Raw genomic sequence first — 14051 nt, 5'->3', positions numbered from 1 at the left:
CCCCCAAGCGAGTGGGGGAAAGGGGGCCGCGAAGCGGCCGGAGAGGGGGCCGGCTGGGGGAGAGGGGGCCGCGAAGTGGCCGGAGAGGGGGCCGGCGCCAGCGGTCGAAGCATCTCTAAGCCAACCGCGGATTAGGTCCGCGCCAGTCAGGGGCCGGTCACCAGGCCGAAAACCAGCTTCTGCAGGTTGCCGCCATTGCCGAATTCGACGCGGTCGAAATCACGGCTCCCCTGCACCCGCGCCTTCGATATCGCGTCCAGCCGACGGACCACCTCGGCCCTGGTCTTGCTGCATTTGGGATCATCGGCAAGGGTCAGGCCGTCCGTCACCGCTTCTATGTCGTGGACCATCTGGACCATGCTGGCGCCATGCACCTTCTCATGGGCGCTGACGCCGGCGATGAACACGTCCCAGTTCTTCTGGACGGCCGGCGGCAACGAACCGGCAGGCTTCGGCAAGGTGTAGGTGATGATCAGTTTCGGCCGCCCCGCCGTCAGCACGCAGTCCTTGCCGCTGGGCTTGTAGTCCCTGACCCCCCAGGTCAGTTTGAAATTGGTGTAGGCGATGGCGCGGGCAATGCCGAGCTTTGGCCCGTTCTCACCGATCGAGCGGTAGAGTTCGGCGCCGGATTGGCCCGAGACGGCGTAGGGCTCGATCTTCTCGACCGGCTTCCACTCAGCATGGGCGGCCAGCGGCAAGGCCGGCAAAACCACCAACAGAAAACACAGACGAACACAGGCTCTCAACACCGCTCTCCGCAAAATCAGGACCGGGCGACATCGCCGCAACAGGCAATGCCACAGGACAGCTTTTCCTATAGAATGCCTGCTGGTGCTGCAAATGCCCTAGAGGGAGTCAATTGGGGGAAGTCATGAGAGCTGGATATCTCGTCGTCGCCGGTGCGATAGCGGTCCTGCAGGCCGCGCAGCCGGCGTTTGCCGCGTCCTGCGGCGGCTGGAGTGCGAAGATGGAGGAAGACGAGGGCGGCAGTGTGCTGACGGCTTCGGTCTGCGGTGGGCCGAAAGGCGATGCGCATCTGATGCTGACCTGTTTCGACACGCCGGTGCTGAGCTACGATCTCGGCGCCACAGGCCAGCAGCTGGAACCCGGCATCAGCGGTTCGTTCGAGTTCAAGGCCGACGGCAAGACGGTGACCAAGACGCTGCAGCTAGAGGCCATGTACAACTACTTCGTCGTCAATTTGGCGAAGGCCGATCCGCTGCTCGACCTGCTGCGCGGGAAGGGCGATGTGAGTGTCAGCGCCGCAAAATACGGCGAGACCAGTTTTCCGCTGAAGGGCTCGAGCGCTGCCATCGGCAAGGTGCTGGCGCAGTGTGGCAAGGCCGTGCCGGCAGACGGGGATTGATTGAGAGCCATCCACGCCTTCGTCATCCTAGGGCGGAGCAAGGAGCAAAGCGACGCGCGCAGACCCCAGGATCCATGCCGGGAAGTCTGCCAAAGAATGCAGCTGATAAGGACTGCACTGATCGAAAGGGCCGATCCGGAATGGTTTGAGCTGTTTCGCGGAACGGGGTGTAGTGCTCGATCCCGGCCCGCTTTGCCCGTCGCTTGCGTCACGGCATGGATCCTAGGGTCTCCGCGACGTCGCTTCGCTCCTGCTCCGCCCTAGGATGACGAGGGAAGAGTACCGCTACCCCATCACCTCACACAGTCGCACCGCCGCCCCCATCAGCTCCTCGTCCGAAAACCCCGAAAAACCCAGCACCAGGCCTTGCCTCGGCACCCCGTCGATGAACATCGAGGAGAGGGCACGCGCACCGACGCCCACCGTCTTCGCTGCCTCGACGATTGCCGTGTCCGGCCCGGCGCGCTTCAGCGTCGCCATCAGGTGCAGTCCCTGTTCGGGCACGGTTACTTCGAGGGCGTCACCGCAATGCGCCTCGAGGCCGGCGACGAGCACGTCGCGCGCGGCCTGGACGCGGCGGCGCACGCGCCTGAGATGCGCGGCGAAATGGCCCTCGTTCAGGAGGTCGGTCAGCGCACCTTCGGCCAGCGTCGAGGGAAAGCGGTCGGAGCGCGCCCTGACCGCCATGACGGCGTCGAGCAGCGGCTCCGGCACCACGATGTAGCCGATGCGCAGGCCGGGGAAGAGGATTTTCGAGAACGTGCCGAGATAGGCGACGCGGCCCGTGCCGTCCATGCCCTGCAGCGAGGTCAGCGGCGGGCCGGCGTAGCGGAACTCGCTGTCGTAATCGTCCTCGATGATCCAGGCATCGTTGCGTTGTGCCCAGTCGAGCAAAACGAGGCGGCGGCGCATCGTCATCGTCACGCCGAGTGGGTATTGATGCGAGGGCGTGACATAGGCCGCACGCGCTTTCGGGCACAGGCTTTCGCCGATCTCGGGATCGAGCCCTTCTTCGTCGACCGGCACGCCAAAAACCCTGACGCCGCTGCCGGCCAGCACGGCATGCGCCATGGGATAGCAGGGGTTTTCGATCCAGACGGCGTCGCCGGGGCTGAGCGCCGCACGCACCAGAAGATCCAGCCCCTGCTGCGTGCCCGAAGTCAGCACGATCTGGCCGGCATCGCAGCGCACGCCGCGCGCGGTTCTCAGATAGGTGGCAATTGCCGTGCGCAGCGGCAGGCCGCCGCGCGGGTCGCCATAGCGGAAATGCTCGGGGCCGGGGCGGGCGAGGTGACGCGACAAAAGGATGCGGAACAAATCAAGCGTGCGCGGATCGGACACCGCCACGCCAAGGCCGCAAGGCAGCGAGGTGGCCGCGTCGATCTCCGGCGGACGCGGCTTGACCAGTGTTGTCGGCAGATGCGGTACGTCAGGCGCGACGAAGGTTCCGGCGCCGACCCTGGCGATGGCGAAGCCTTCGGAGATCAGCATTTCGAAACAGGCGACCGCCGCCGAACGCGACAGGCCGAAGCGCTGTGCGAGATCGCGGGTGGTCGGCAGTTTGGCGCCTGCGGCCAGCGCGCCGGTCTCGATCAGCCGTCTGAGAGCCGCGTAGAGCTCGCGGCTGCGCGGGCCGTCGCCCGGCAAGACAGGGATCAGCGCCGACCAATCCGGCGAATTGGTCTGTTTTTTCTTTATTAGATTGGTTCTTTTATCGACCAATGTCATGGCGCATGGTTGGCAGACAAGCAGCAAGGATGCAAGCCATGAACGACGCCGCCGCCAGCTTTCCGACCACCAGCCGCAACCGGGTAAAGCGCCTGCATGAGCGCGGCAGCTATGACCACGCCTCGGTGTTCGCGGTGCTGGATGCCGGGCTGCTGTGCCATGTCGCCTACAATTTCGAAGGCCAGCCCTATTGCACGCCGACCATCCACTGGCGCGAGGACGACATGCTCTACTGGCACGGCTCATCGGCCAGCCGCATGCTGCGCCAGCTGCGCGGCGGCACGCCGGCGTGTCTGGCGGTGTCGCATCTCGACGGGCTGGTGCTGGCGCGCTCGGGCTTCAACCATTCGGCCAATTACCGCTCGGCGATGTGTTTCGGCACGGCGCGGATCATCGATGAGCCGCAGGAGAAACTGAAGGCGCTGGCCGGCGTCGTCGACCGCTTCTATCCGGGCCGATCCGAAACCTTGCGGCCGATCTCGGCGCAGGAAGCCAAGGCGACGACGGTGATCGGGATGCGCATCGAAGAGGCATCTGCCAAGGTGCGCGCCAAGGGCGTCGCCGACGACGAGGAGGATTACGGGCACCCGGTGTGGGCCGGCGTCATCCCGGTGCGGATGATGGTCGGCGCCGCCGAGCCGTGCCCAAGGCTGCTGCCGGGTATGGAGCGGCCGCGGAACCTGTCGGGTTATGCGGAGGATGCGCGGCTCGACCAGGCGCTGACACAGGCGCAGTTGGCGTATGAGAGCGGGGTGTAATTCGCGCCTTTCCCTTCTCCCCTTGTGGGATCCGAAGGACGGGGCGAGACCAGTGGCTCGCGCCAGGGCGGTGGCCTCGCGAAGCGAGGTCGGATGAGAGGTGTTCCAGGGAACGCCGACGTCTCACTCCGCTGGAACACCCCTCATCCGTCTCGGCGCTGCGCGCCGATCCGCCTTCCCCCACAAGGGGGAAGGGAGAGTGCACCTTGCTGCTGCCAGCGCCTCGCGATATCTCGACACCATGATCACCTTCCGCCGTGCGCAAGCCTCCGACCTGCCTGATATCGTCGCCATGCTGGCCGATGATCCGCTTGGCGTCGGTCGCGAGGATGCCTCCTTGCCGCTGGCGCAAGGCTATATCGATGCCTTCAAGGCCATCGACGCCGATCTCCACCAACTGCTGGCGGTGGCCGTGGAGGGCGCCGAGGTGATCGGCACCTTGCAAATCTCTTTCCTTGCCGGCCTCTCGCGCAAGGGCGGCTGGCGTGGGCAGATCGAGGCGGTTCGGGTCGCCGGCCACAGGCGCTCGGGCGGTATCGGCAGGCAGATGGTTGAATGGGCGGTCGACGAGTGTCGGGCGCGCGGCTGCAGCCTCGTCCAGCTGACCACCGACAGGTCGCGAGCGGATGCGCACCGCTTCTATGAGAGCCTCGGCTTCACCGGCAGCCATCTCGGCTACAAGAAGAGCCTTTAGGCGGACGGAAAACCGCTGCACACTTTTTGTGGAACTGCTCGCGGCGCTCGTGCATTGCGCCAGCGCTGGCGCATTCGGGAAATCGTTCAGGCACACTTCAATTCGCGGCCAAGAGGAGATATAGGTCAGGCAAGTTGACCTATATTGCTGCGTCTGGGGAGGCGTGTCGTGACCCTTATGAACCTGTTGGCTTCGCGCTCGTCGCGCATGAAGGCGTCCGAAATCCGCGAACTACTGAAGCTGCTCGACCAGCCGGACATCATCTCGTTTGCCGGCGGCATTCCCGATCCGGCGCTGTTCCCGGTCGAGGCGATCCGCGACGCCTATGCTTCGTTGCTGGGCGGCGCGGAGGCGGGTGCGGCGCTGCAGTACCAGGTCTCGGAAGGTTATCTGCCGCTGCGGCGCTGGCTGGCCGGGCAGATGGGCAAGCTCGGCGTTGCCTGCGACGAGGCCAACATCTTCATCACCTCCGGCTCGCAGCAGGCGCTGGACTATCTCGGCAAACTGTTCCTGTCGCCGGGCGATACCGCGCTGGTGACATGGCCGACCTATCTGGGCGCCCTGCAGGCCTTCAACGCCTATGAGCCGCGCTACGAGCGGCTGACGGTGGACGGCGGTAACATGACGCCCGACGCCTATCGCGCGGCGGCGGCGGCAAACGGCGGTCAAGCCAAATTCGCCTATCTGGTGCCGGATTTCGCCAATCCGACCGGCAATACACTGAACCGCCAGCAGCGCGAGGCGGTGCTCGACCTTGCCGGCGAACTCGACATCGCCGTCATCGAGGATGCCGCCTATCGCGCGCTGCGCTATGACGGCGACGGCGAGCCGCCGATCCTGGCGCTCGATTGCGCGCGCTGCGGCTCTATCGACAAGGCGCGCACGCTCTATTGCGGCTCGTTCTCGAAAATCCTGTCGCCTGGCATGCGCGTCGGCTGGGTGTGCGCGCCGCGCCACATCGTCGAGAAGCTTGTGCTGATGAAGCAGGCCTCCGACCTGCACAGCCCGTCGATCAACCAGGTGGTGATGCATCGCGTCGCAGAAGCGGTGTTCGACGGCCAAGTGGAAAGACTCATCGGCGCCTATCGCGAGCGCCGCGATGGGCTGGTCGCGGCACTGGAAGCCAACATGCCGGAAGGCGTGACCTGGAGCCGTCCGGAAGGCGGCATGTTCGTCTGGGTGACTCTGCCGGAAGGGTCCGATGCCACCGCGTTGCTGACGCGATCGGTGAAGGAAGCGCGCGTCGCCTTCGTGCCTGGCAGCGCCTTTTATGCCGACGGCACCGGGCGCAACACGCTGCGGCTGTCGTTCACGCTCGCCGACCGGCGCGCGGTGAGCGAAGGCATTCCAAGGCTGGCCGCCATCCTGAAGGGATAGGCCGGAGCCGGACGTCGGGCACTCTACGCTGACACGCTCACCAGGTGTTTGAGATCGGAAAGCCTGGTGCGAGCCAGTTTGCGAAGCGGTTTTTCGAAACCTTCCTCGCCGGTTTCTACGATGAAGACCAATGTCATGAAGTCGAGCATGAACTCGTCGATGGCCGCAGCGACCTTCTCTGATCTGCCCTTGAAACGACGCAGCAAAGCGTTCGCTTCTTCGATGCCGTCGCCATCGGCACTGTCGACCAGCGCTTCGAGCCTTTGAAAACAGTCCAATCGCAATTCCTCCCAGCCGCGCCACAAAACCCGGTTGGGAGCGGAAAGTTCCAGCAGGGAGGGAGAGCCTGCGAAAAGAAATCGCCTCCACCGCTTGAATTCCCTGGATTTCGGCGGCTCGCTGGCAATCTTCTTTTTGTAAGGGTGGAACCTCTGCGGCCAACAAAAGTTCTCACCACGTCTGATCCCCCCTCAGACATCTGAAAGCTCGATATCTGCTTTCCAAAGGCCCGCTGGATCCCCCCTCCCGGCGGGCTTTTTGTTTGAAAGACGGACTGGAGCTATATGGGCTGGGCTTGCGGTAAGGGTGGCGGCTGGCAAGCGTCCACAATTGACGGCGTCCTGTCCGGACCTAAATTCGAAAGCCTCACGAGGAGGAGTTTTCATGGAAACCCAGGAATTGCATCGCGGCCGGCTCATTGATCACATCCAACTGGTGGTCAGGGATCTTCCCGCCAGCAAACGTTTCTACGAGGCGATCTTCCGGGTGCTCGATGTCCCGATAGGCGGTATCGGCGACGACTTTTTCTGGGCCGACGAGCTGTTCGTCTCCAGTGCCGACAGCCGGGCCGCACAGGGAAAACTCACCGGCCGCCATCATCTGGCCTTCCAGGCAAAGGACCACGCCATGGTCGACGCCTTCTACAAGGCCGGGCTCGCAGCCGGCGGCGAGGACAATGGTGCGCCGGGCGAACGGCCCTATCATCCCGGCTATTACGCCGCCTTCCTGCTCGATCCGGACGGCAACAACATCGAGGCCGTCCATCACGGTCCGCATACACGCAGCGCTCCTTCGGTGAAGATCACCTTCTGAGGTGTGCTGATCTTCCGGTGATGCTGGTCCGCAAATGACGGCTTTGTGCGCTTGGGTGCTCACCGAGTCGGTGCCGGGCCGCTGCGCTATGGGCGATGCTGGAGAGACGCTGCTTTGCGTTGCCAGATTGGTGGCCCCGATGCTACCCGTGCAAATGGCGGGCGGAATCGGTATCGAAGCAACGTGCGCCACAAATCTCTCAATAAAGATCGCCTTACCTCATCGGAGAAATACTTTTTATGCAATACCCAACCAAGGCGACCTGTGCTGTCGCGCTTTTGTTTGCGATCGGGACCATGGGTATGGGTTATATATTACCTGTTGCTTATATATCGTCGGCGCAAGCTCAGGAGGATTATCTTCCGACCCAGAAGGATTTTGTCGGCAAATGGAAACTGAACGGTGGAGCCATCCGGCCGCCGCGCGATATGAAGGATGCGCCCACGCCGGAACAGGAAGCGGCCGCCAGTGAGTTCCAGCAGACGGTGACCGCGTTTTACGGCGCGTTCGACTATCTGGAGATCACGGCGGACGGCCGCTACAATTTCCATCAGCCCGGTGACCCGACGTCAGGGGCCTGTGTCTGGTGCGGAACCTGGTCCTTCAGCAACAGTTCGGCATGGCTCAAGCTGGAAACGGCGCCCAGGCTGGATATCTACGCCAAGGACGGCGACATGCAGATGACCTACACTGCCGAACCCGACGAAAAGTCGAAATATGCCTGGCTGGTTTTCGGCTGGACGAAGGCCGAGTAAGCGGCGCTAAGCGGCTGGTACCTCTGCACAGTAGTTTTGACGGATCGCTTGCGTTGATGCGCCGCTTGCCTTGGTGATTTGGCGGAACGCCCATGACTTCGTCATCCACGGGCGGAGCAAGGAGCGCAGCGACGCGGCGCAGACCCGAGGATCCATGCCGCGACTTCTGAGTGCGCGCCACGGTGCAGAATTCTGATCCGCTGCACTCTATGGTTAAGGTCGCGGCAGGATCCTCGGGTCTCCGCGACGGAGCTTCGCTCCTGCTCCGCCCGTGGATGACGAAGGCGGGGAGGCTTCGGCCGTATGTCAGTGAAGGTCGACCGAAACAGAGGATGACATCCTCTTGCAGCGCTACCAGAGCGAATTTCGAAACAGCCCTCTAAGCGGCTTTTCATCCATCTCGTATCCCCGTATACGAGATGGCGTTATCTGCCCGAGGAGTCGCATGAGCCCGCTGCCTGAAACCGTGCCGTTTTTCAGCCAGTGGGAAACGCCAGACATGACCACGGCCGTGCTTGCCGACGGCGCCGAGGTAGCGCTGCGGCGCGATCCGCTGTGGCAGGCGTCGGGTGCGGAAACACTCGATGAGTACGCGGTCTGGGCCGCCAACATCTGCGGCATGGCCTGCCTGAAGATGATCCTGGCGACGCGCGGCGAGATCGTGCCGACGATCGAACTCGCCAGGCAATGCACTGGATATGGCGGCTATGTCGTCAACGAGGCATCGATCAAGGGGCTGATCTACGCGCCTTTCGTCAGCTTCGTGAAAGAGGTTTTTGGGCTCCAGGCCGAGGTGATGACCAATGTCGCGACAGCGGACATTCCGGCGATCCTGGAGCGGCAGCGCTTCTTCATCGCTTCGGTCAGCAGCTCGATCCGCTGGCCCGAGCGCGAGTCGCCGTCGAAGGGTGGCCATCTGGTGCTGGTCACCGCGACGTCGGACAAGGGTTTCCGCTTCCACAATCCATCCGGCCATACCAGTGCCACACAGGCAAACGCAGTGTTGGCGCCAGCCGATTTCGACCGCTTCTTTGCCAATCGCGGCATTGCCGTCGCCATTTGATCTTTGACAGTTGAGGGATTTCGATGACGGAAAAGACAAGAGTGGCCATCCTCTATGGCGGGCGTTCGGCCGAACATGACGTGTCGCGCCTTTCGGCCGCCAATGTGCTGAAGGCGATCGACCGGACGCGCTACGACATCGTGCCGATCGCCATTTCCCGAAGCGGCAGATGGCTGCTGCAACAACTCGATGAAGGTGCAGGGGCGCCGGCATCCGAGGACGGCATGGAGGTTGCGCTTTTGCCCGGCGGCAAGGGCAGGCTGGTCGCCGTGTCGCGCGATGGCGTACAGCCTGGCTCCGTCGATGTCGTCTTTCCCGTCCTGCACGGACCGTTCGGCGAGGATGGGTCGGTGCAAGGTTACGCGGAAGTCGCCGATGTCGCCTATGTCGGCTGCGGCATCCTTGCCTCGGCCGCCGCCATGGACAAGGAGATCGCCAAGCGGCTGATGCGCGAGGCAGGGCTTTCGGTTGCCCGCTCACTGACCTTGCGACGCGGGGAGCATGTGTCGTTCGAGGATGTCGCGGCGAAGCTCGGCCTGCCGGTGTTCGTCAAGCCGGCGCGTCAGGGCTCATCCTTCGGGGTCAGCAAGGCAACCGACAGCGCCGGCCTCACGGCTTCCGTCGAGGCGGCTTTCCGGCATGACAGCAAGGTTCTGGTGGAGGAGTTCGTCGAAGGCCGCGAGATCGAGTTCTCGGTGCTGGAGCGGGCCGACGGCACGCTGACGGTGTCGCTGCCCGGCGAGATCATCCCGGCCGGCAAGCATGGCTTCTACACCTATGAGGCCAAATATCTCGATGCCGACGGGGCAGTGGTCAAGGTGCCCGCCGATGTCCCGGCCGCTGTCGCCGACAGGGCCAGGGAGATGGCGCGGCAGGCTTTTCAGGCGCTCGGTTGCGAAGCCATGGCGCGCGTCGATTTCTTCCTGCGCGCCGACAGCAGCCTGCTGGTCAACGAGGTCAACACCATTCCCGGCTTCACCGACATCTCGATGTACGCCAAGGCGCTGGCGGCGTCAGGCATCGGCTACAGCCAGACCATCGACGTGCTGATCGAGCACGCGCTGGCGAGGCATGCGGCGCGCTGATCCCGGCAGGCGTAGCATTGGCCGTACTCCGGATTATCAGTATTATACCAAGATTACCCCCAAGCCCGGAACTTGAATCCCGATGAGTCGAATAACCTCATTTCTATCCATTACGTCAGACGACTTGTCCGCAGCCGAGATTTCCAAGCAGCTGGCGATGGAACCGGACCATGCGGTTTTGAAAGGAAGCCTGCGTAACCCGGTTCGGGAAACGCCCCGCAGGCATGGGTGGAGTCTGCAATGCAGGTTTGAGGGCGAGGTCGATCTCGATGTCGCTGTGGCGAGCGTTCTCAAGAGAGTAGAAGGCCTTGTCTCCACGATAGGCAGCCTCAGCCAACAAGGCGTCATAAAGGTCTCGGTCGCGCTGGCCATTGCTGAATCGAAAGAGGTGCTTCCGATGTTTTTCGAAAGCGGCACGATAAAGACCATCGGCGATCTGGGCGCCACTTTTGATATCGAGTATTTCGACTAGGTCGGTTACGACGTGCTGATCGAGCACGCGCTAGCCAGAAATGCGGCGCTCTGATCCCATTCGGGAGCAGAGTGGCGCTGGGAAGTGGCCTACGCCAAGCTGAGGCTCTTCATTAGCCAGGTCTTGAAGGCCATGTGAAGCGTAGTTACATCAATGATTGAGCGTGCGTTGCACGCGAACTTAACGCTTTGGTCAAGCTTCATCTATGGAGGTTGTCATGGCTAATACACTCATAGAAGGTAAGAAGGGCCAGGACTGGCTCAATCTGGTCCTTGCCATCTGCCTGTTCATCTCACCTTGGATAATCGGCTTCGCTGCTGAAACCGCTCCCGCATGGAACGCCTGGATTGTTGGCGTCGTGCTGGGCGTCATGGCTCTGGCGACGCTTGCCGCATTCGCCGAGTGGGAGGAATGGGTTAGTATCGTTCTCGGGCTCTGGCTGATCGTTTCGCCCTGGCTTCTCGATTTCGTGGCGAACGGGTACGCGATGGGCACCCACGTCATTCTCGGCGTGCTGGTGGTTGCCGCATCAGGTTGGGCCGTCTGGGACTTCCGTCATCCGCACGCGCATGCGTGACCGGTAAAGGGTGGGGCCCGGCGCGCGAGCGGCGGGCTCCTCCGGATTTGAATATACGCCCCATGCGTTTGTCGTCCAGGCCGTGCGGAGCCGGGTTGCCGGCTTGCAGGCCTGCGACCGCGGATTTCGGTAGGATTGGGTCCCATATCCTGCCCTGGGAGCTTTGAGCGTGACCTTCGCGCGGGTGGCCCTTGTTGCCGCGGCCTTCGTCGCCGCAGCTGTCTTTTCTCCCTTCTCTTCGGCCGGGAGCGAGAGGGTCGCGCTGAGCGTCGCCATTGACGGCGCCATCGGACCAGCAAGCACCAGGCAGCTCGAGGAAGCGCTTGATGTAGCCGCCACGCGGGGCGCCGAAGTTGTCATCCTTCAGCTCGATACGCCAGGTGGACTGGTCACCTCGATGCGCGAGATGATCGCCGATATCCTTGCCTCGCCCGTTCCCGTCATCGGCTATGTCGCGCCGGCCGGTGGCCATGCCGCCAGCGCCGGAACCTATATCCTCTACGCCACCCATGTCGCGGCGATGGCGCCCGGCACCAATCTGGGTGCGGCGACGCCGGTTGAGATGGGCGGGCTGCCGTCGCTTCCCGGCGGCGACAAGGACAAGAAGGACAAGGACGAGAAGGACGCCACCGGGCGGCCGGCGGGCGACGCGATGATGGCCAAGGTGACCAATGACGCGGTCGCCCTGATCCGCTCGCTCGCGGAACTGCGCGGGCGCAATGGCGACTGGGGCGAGAAAGCCGTGCGCGAAGCGGCGAGCCTGTCGGCCAATGCGGCGCTGCAGGAACATGTTATCGACTTCGTCGCCGGCGATACCACCGAGCTGCTGCGACTGGCCGATGGGCGCACCGTTGACGTGGGCGGCAAAAAGCACGTGCTGGCGACGAAAGGGCTGCCGGTCGAGACGCTGGAGCCCGGCTGGTTCATCCGGCTGCTCTCCGTCATCACCGATCCGAACGTCGCCATCATCCTGATGCTGATCGGCGTCTATGGCATCATCTTCGAGTTCACCAGCCCCGGCGCGGTGGCGCCCGGCGTCATCGGCACCATCTGCCTCGTGCTCGGCCTCTATGCGCTCAATCTCTTGCCGATCAACTATGCCGGCCTTGCCCTGATGCTACTCGGCATCGCCTTCCTCGTCATCGAGGCCTTCAATCCCACCGTCGTGCTTGGGCTCAGCGGTGTGGCCGCCTTTCTGCTCGGCTCCACCATGCTGCTCGAGACCCAAGGTCCGGGCTTCGAGGTGTCGTGGGCCGTGACCGGCGCCGCCGCCACCGTCACGCTCGGCCTGGCATTGCTCACCGGCACCTATCTCTGGGCGGCGCGCAGGAGCCTGCCGCGCGTCGGCGGCGAGGCGATGCGCGGCTTACCGGCCGAGATCCTCGACTGGCAGGGCGGCGAGGGCCATGTGCTGGCCCAGGGAGAGCGCTGGCGGGCGAAGGCCGACGAACCCGTCGCACCGGGCGACAGCGTCGAGGTGACCGACATCAGGGACCTCGTGCTGACGGTGCGGCGGCGCGATGCGGGAAGGAATGGAGCAAGACAATGATGATCGGTTATGTGGCCTATCTGATCGTTGCGCTGGTGGTGATGATGTTCCTGTCCGCGGCCATCCGCATCCTCAGGGAATATCAGCGCGGTGTGGTCTTCACGCTCGGCCGCTTCACCGGGGTCAAGGGTCCCGGTCTCATCATCCTCGTCCCCTTCATCCAGCAGATGGTGAAGGTCGATCTGCGGGTGGTGGTGCAGGACGTGCCGCCGCAGGACGTGATTTCGCGCGACAACGTCTCGGTAAAGGTCAACGCGGTGCTCTATTTCCGCATCGTCGACGCCGAGCGGGCGATCATCCAGGTCGAGGACTTCATGGCCGCCACCAATCAGCTGGCGCAGACCACGCTGCGCTCGGTGCTCGGCAAGCACGAACTCGACGAAATGCTGGCCGAGCGCGACAAGCTCAACAACGACATCCAGGAGATCCTCGACCAGCGCACCGATGCCTGGGGCATTAAAGTCTCCAATGTCGAGATCAAGCATGTCGACCTGAACGAGAGCATGATCCGCGCCATTGCCAAGCAGGCCGAAGCCGAGCGGCTGCGGCGCGCCAAGGTGATCAATGCCGAGGGCGAGCAGCAGGCGGCGGCCAAGCTGGTCGAGGCGGGCAAGATGCTGGCGGCGGAGCCGCAGGCCATGCAGTTGCGCTATTTCGAGGCTTTGCACGACATCGCCGGCGAGCGCTCGTCGACGGTGGTGTTCCCGCTGCCGGTGGATCTGCTCACGATCTTCAACAGAAAGCCGGACGGGGCCAAGTGACCCGGCCTCGTGCCTGAGCAGCCGCATCGCCTGTTTCGGGTTCCCCGACCGTGCTCTGCGATAATCCTGGCGCACGAACTCATCGCCCGACCGACCGCGCGCTCGCGACCTGTGCTTCGGAATGGAGCCAAGCCGCCCAAAATGAATCGTCGTAGCGTGCATTTCCGGGTCTTGCCGACCTCACGGAGCGCCATAATTCCATTCAAGGCTGGAGCGAATTCAGCTGCTGAATAGGAGGCGTCCGTGAAGCATCAAACGGTTGACCAACTGCATGCCGTTGCCGACGTCCACGCCGAGGCAACCTATCTTGTCGCGACTCGAGGCGAACGTCTCGAACGCTGGGCGCGGCTTCTGGAGCAAAATCCCAACAGGTGCCTAGGGGCGCTGACGGGGACCGAGCACCAATCCGTGGAGATGCGCGAAAGAATGCATTCCGCGGGATCACCGATCACAGTTGCTTTCGAAGATCCGATCTTTCGCGCGCTGGGCTTGAAGGCGGATACCTACGGTGAGGCCAAACGCTTCTTCGAGTTGACCGATTGGCAGCTCCACGACATCGTCTGCCATTGCCATGTCGGCGCCACGATGCCGGCACGATGGGCCGCATCGCGTGTCCGCGCGGCAATGTCGGGAAGATCCGGTTTCTTCGCGTGGCTGCGAGGAACGTTTCTGCACTGAAGGCCGATGCTCAGGCTGGCAAACATCGCGCACGGTGTCGAGCGAGGCTGAACGAGTGCTTGAAGAACGATGAGGCGGCAGCGGGTCTCTCCGCCT

The 14051-nt window shown here is 63.4% G+C and carries 16 protein-coding genes; 13 read left to right on the top strand and 3 right to left on the bottom strand.

Features of this window, described 5'->3' with window-relative positions; translation table 11 throughout:
- Window positions 1-146: 146 nt before the first annotated feature.
- Window positions 147-746, bottom strand: a complete 600-nt coding sequence (locus tag ACFOJ9_RS21605) for a DUF922 domain-containing Zn-dependent protease (RefSeq protein WP_378981125.1) — start codon at window positions 744-746, stop codon at window positions 147-149.
- A gap of 125 nt (window positions 747-871) precedes the next feature.
- Between ACFOJ9_RS21605 and ACFOJ9_RS21600 the strand changes: the two genes are divergently transcribed.
- The gene (locus ACFOJ9_RS21600) at window positions 872-1366 is read left to right on the top strand and encodes a hypothetical protein (protein WP_378981123.1); all 495 of its coding nucleotides are present in this window, start codon (window positions 872-874) and stop codon (window positions 1364-1366) included.
- 285 nt (window positions 1367-1651) lie between these two features.
- Here the strand turns inward: ACFOJ9_RS21600 and pdxR are convergent, their stop codons facing one another.
- Window positions 1652-3094, bottom strand: a complete 1443-nt coding sequence (gene pdxR / locus ACFOJ9_RS21595) for a MocR-like pyridoxine biosynthesis transcription factor PdxR (protein WP_378981122.1) — start codon at window positions 3092-3094, stop codon at window positions 1652-1654.
- Between the two features lie 38 nt (window positions 3095-3132).
- On the opposite strand from pdxR, the gene ACFOJ9_RS21590 reads away from it, so the two are divergent.
- The 3 genes from ACFOJ9_RS21590 (at window position 3133) to ACFOJ9_RS21580 (ending at window position 5923) form a co-directional block, all read left to right on the top strand.
- Entirely contained in the window at window positions 3133-3852 is a 720-nt protein-coding gene (locus tag ACFOJ9_RS21590) for a pyridoxamine 5'-phosphate oxidase family protein (protein ID WP_378981121.1), read from the top strand.
- A 241-nt stretch (window positions 3853-4093) separates the two neighbouring features.
- Window positions 4094-4546, top strand: coding sequence for a GNAT family N-acetyltransferase (locus ACFOJ9_RS21585; protein WP_378987936.1), 453 nt, complete (start codon window positions 4094-4096; stop codon window positions 4544-4546).
- A 177-nt stretch (window positions 4547-4723) separates the two neighbouring features.
- Complete coding sequence (locus ACFOJ9_RS21580; RefSeq protein WP_378987933.1) at window positions 4724-5923, top strand: aminotransferase-like domain-containing protein; 1200 nt, start codon at window positions 4724-4726, stop codon at window positions 5921-5923.
- Window positions 5924-5946: 23 nt separating this feature from the next.
- Here ACFOJ9_RS21580 and ACFOJ9_RS21575 read toward each other — a convergent pair whose 3' ends face one another.
- On the bottom strand, window positions 5947-6201 hold the full coding sequence (locus ACFOJ9_RS21575) for a hypothetical protein (protein ID WP_378981120.1): 255 nt from the start codon (window positions 6199-6201) through the stop codon (window positions 5947-5949).
- A gap of 385 nt (window positions 6202-6586) precedes the next feature.
- On the opposite strand from ACFOJ9_RS21575, the gene ACFOJ9_RS21570 reads away from it, so the two are divergent.
- From ACFOJ9_RS21570 to ACFOJ9_RS21530, 9 genes are all read left to right on the top strand, one after another.
- Complete coding sequence (locus tag ACFOJ9_RS21570) at window positions 6587-7015, top strand: VOC family protein (protein WP_378981118.1); 429 nt, start codon at window positions 6587-6589, stop codon at window positions 7013-7015.
- 239 nt (window positions 7016-7254) lie between these two features.
- Entirely contained in the window at window positions 7255-7770 is a 516-nt protein-coding gene (locus ACFOJ9_RS21565) for a hypothetical protein (RefSeq protein ID WP_378981116.1), read from the top strand.
- A gap of 445 nt (window positions 7771-8215) precedes the next feature.
- Window positions 8216-8833: a C39 family peptidase gene (locus ACFOJ9_RS21560; protein WP_378981114.1), complete on the top strand. Its 618-nt coding sequence runs from the start codon at window positions 8216-8218 to the stop codon at window positions 8831-8833.
- A gap of 23 nt (window positions 8834-8856) precedes the next feature.
- Window positions 8857-9918 (top strand): D-alanine--D-alanine ligase family protein, encoded by a 1062-nt coding sequence (locus tag ACFOJ9_RS21555; protein ID WP_378981112.1) that lies wholly within the window; start codon window positions 8857-8859, stop codon window positions 9916-9918.
- Between the two features lie 124 nt (window positions 9919-10042).
- On the top strand, window positions 10043-10390 hold the full coding sequence (locus tag ACFOJ9_RS21550; RefSeq protein WP_378981110.1) for a DUF4279 domain-containing protein: 348 nt from the start codon (window positions 10043-10045) through the stop codon (window positions 10388-10390).
- Window positions 10391-10607: 217 nt separating this feature from the next.
- The gene (locus ACFOJ9_RS21545; RefSeq protein WP_378981108.1) at window positions 10608-10967 is read left to right on the top strand and encodes an SPW repeat protein; all 360 of its coding nucleotides are present in this window, start codon (window positions 10608-10610) and stop codon (window positions 10965-10967) included.
- Window positions 10968-11136: 169 nt separating this feature from the next.
- Window positions 11137-12516: an NfeD family protein gene (locus ACFOJ9_RS21540; RefSeq protein ID WP_378981106.1), complete on the top strand. Its 1380-nt coding sequence runs from the start codon at window positions 11137-11139 to the stop codon at window positions 12514-12516.
- Entirely contained in the window at window positions 12513-13277 is a 765-nt protein-coding gene (locus ACFOJ9_RS21535) for a slipin family protein (RefSeq protein ID WP_378981104.1), read from the top strand. Before ACFOJ9_RS21540 ends, ACFOJ9_RS21535 begins: the two co-directional genes overlap by 4 nt.
- 243 nt (window positions 13278-13520) lie before the next feature.
- The gene (locus tag ACFOJ9_RS21530) at window positions 13521-13955 is read left to right on the top strand and encodes a hypothetical protein (RefSeq protein WP_378981102.1); all 435 of its coding nucleotides are present in this window, start codon (window positions 13521-13523) and stop codon (window positions 13953-13955) included.
- Window positions 13956-14051: the final 96 nt, after the last annotated feature.

The sequence above is a fragment of the Mesorhizobium cantuariense genome, assembly GCF_042647205.1.
GTDB lineage: Bacteria > Pseudomonadota > Alphaproteobacteria > Rhizobiales > Rhizobiaceae > Mesorhizobium > Mesorhizobium cantuariense.
This window is presented reverse-complemented; position numbering and strand designations above follow the sequence as displayed.